This window comes from Nitrospira sp. BLG_2, from assembly GCF_049222245.1.
The window spans coordinates 1-1,903 of the sequence record NZ_JBLYIG010000376.1 but is presented as its reverse complement, the minus strand read 5'-3'; the positions used below and the strand labels follow the sequence as shown (position 1 = coordinate 1,903).

Annotated in this window: 3 protein-coding genes; all 3 read right to left on the bottom strand. The window is 54.7% G+C overall.

Annotation, left to right across the window (positions count from 1 at the left end):
- Window positions 1–203 (bottom strand): hypothetical protein (locus ACOSYY_RS10430; RefSeq protein ID WP_421662280.1); only part of this gene is annotated, 203 nt, incomplete at its 3' end.
- A 45-nt stretch (window positions 204–248) separates the two neighbouring features.
- A complete protein-coding gene (locus ACOSYY_RS10425) occupies window positions 249–791 on the bottom strand; it encodes an Lcl C-terminal domain-containing protein (RefSeq protein ID WP_421662279.1) in 543 nt (180 codons plus the stop codon).
- A 113-nt stretch (window positions 792–904) separates the two neighbouring features.
- Window positions 905–1,903 (bottom strand): serine--tRNA ligase (serS, locus tag ACOSYY_RS10420; protein ID WP_421662278.1); only part of this gene is annotated, 999 nt, incomplete at its 5' end.

Here is a 1,903-nt window from a genome sequence, read left to right as displayed (position 1 = left end):
CTGGTTTCCAGCTTCAGGTCTACAACCGTACGCTCGAGAAACCCACGGCCTTGGTTGCCCAGGGAACAAAGCTGGCCCATGAACCGAGCCATATCCCCCAACCCGGCGGCTCCATCTTTCAATGAGTACCGGCTCCCCGCGTCTGGCGCGCCGCTGGTCCAAGGCCTTGCCGGACGATGAGCGGATGTCTTACCCAACGACACGACTTCACCTCAGGTCTCTAAAGCTTCACCAGGTCATCTTCAGAGTTAATACGCATCCGCATTATTCCCTCCACGCACGCACCAAACATTATGACTGTCCTTTATTTTAATGTCGTGTACCATACCCATGACGAAGCCCACGTTCCATGCATGTGTCGGTTTACCAGCGAAGGACGATGCCGACCAATAGTGGGCAGCCTGCACGTTAGCGAAAGGATGACCTGTCGGCAGAGTGGGGCCCGGTGATACGGAGGGATCAACCAGGCTTGCCAGTTCATGTACCGATGGGAGTCTCCACCCCATGCGTCCGCCGATCTTGCGGCTCGTACACTGAAATCGTGCCCCTTGCCAATTCACGGTTTTTGTCTCCGGCGATTGCTCCCACACCAGCCCTGTCTCATTGTCACGTACCGCCGCCCCGCCAAAATCGCTCAAGACGGTAAACCGCGAGCTGTCAGGTAACTTCTTATCCCAGCTGTGAAAGAAACTCTGTCGATCTGACGATGACTCTTGTTCTCCCTCGAACGCATAGGCGGAATTCCAGCCTGCAATCACCAAACTTCCAAGTATCAATCCTATGACACTCATACTGCTTGTCCACCTGTTGACAATGTCCATGGAATTCCTCTCTGCTTGTAGGTGCACAATCGTCAAGCTTGCTCGATCCGGAGCTCTCTTCTGTGGAGCGCGACGGGACAGACTTATTCTTTTTTAATCCTTTCCAGCCCGCCCATATAGGGGCGCAGTACGATAGGTATTTCAACCGAGCCGTCAGGTTGCTGGAAATTTTCCAAGATGGCCACCAAGGTTCGCCCGACGGCCAGCCCGGAACCATTGAGCGTGTGGACGAAATCGGTCTTTGCCTCTTTCTTTCCTCCGATTGGCCGATACTTGATACCCGCTCGTCTGGCCTGAAACGACTCGAAATTGCTGCAGGATGAAATCTCCCGATATTGTTGCTGTGAGGGTAGCCATACCTCCAGATCATACGTCTTGGCGGCGGAAAATCCCATATCCCCAGTGCAGAGTGTGATGACGCGATAGGGCAGGTTCAACCCCTGCAAGATCGACTCAGCATGGCCTGTCAGGCGTTCAAGTTCTTCATACGAACGATCGGGTGTCGAAAATGCCACGAGCTCCACTTTATTGAATTGGTGAAGCCGGATCAGGCCTCTCGTGTCCTTTCCATAGGACCCAGCCTCTCGTCTGAAGCAAGGCGTGTAGGCCGTGTAGCGGAGCGGTAAGCGGTCCCCAACAAGAATCTCCTCACGATGTAAGTTGGTCACCGGCACTTCCGCGGTCGGGATCAAGAAGTACTCTTCATCTCGCAGGCGAAAGAGATCTTCTTCAAACTTCGGAAGTTGACCGGTGCCGGTCATCGCTGGGCGATTCACCATGAGGGGCGGAATCACCTCTTGATATCCATGCTGGGTTGTGTGTCGATCAAGCATATAGTTGATCAGGGCTCGTTCCAGCCTGGCACCGGCCCCGGTCATGACGGAAAACCTGGCTCCTGCAATCTTCGCGGCTCGATCGAAATCCACAATTCCGAGGTTCTCTCCGATTTCCCAATGGGGTTTGGGGCTTGAAAAAGACGGCACGGCTCCCCATCGACGAACCTGGACATTTTCCGATGCGTCAGCCCCTACCGGGACCGAGGCATGCGGGAGATTGGGGATACGAAGCACGACGTCCGTGAG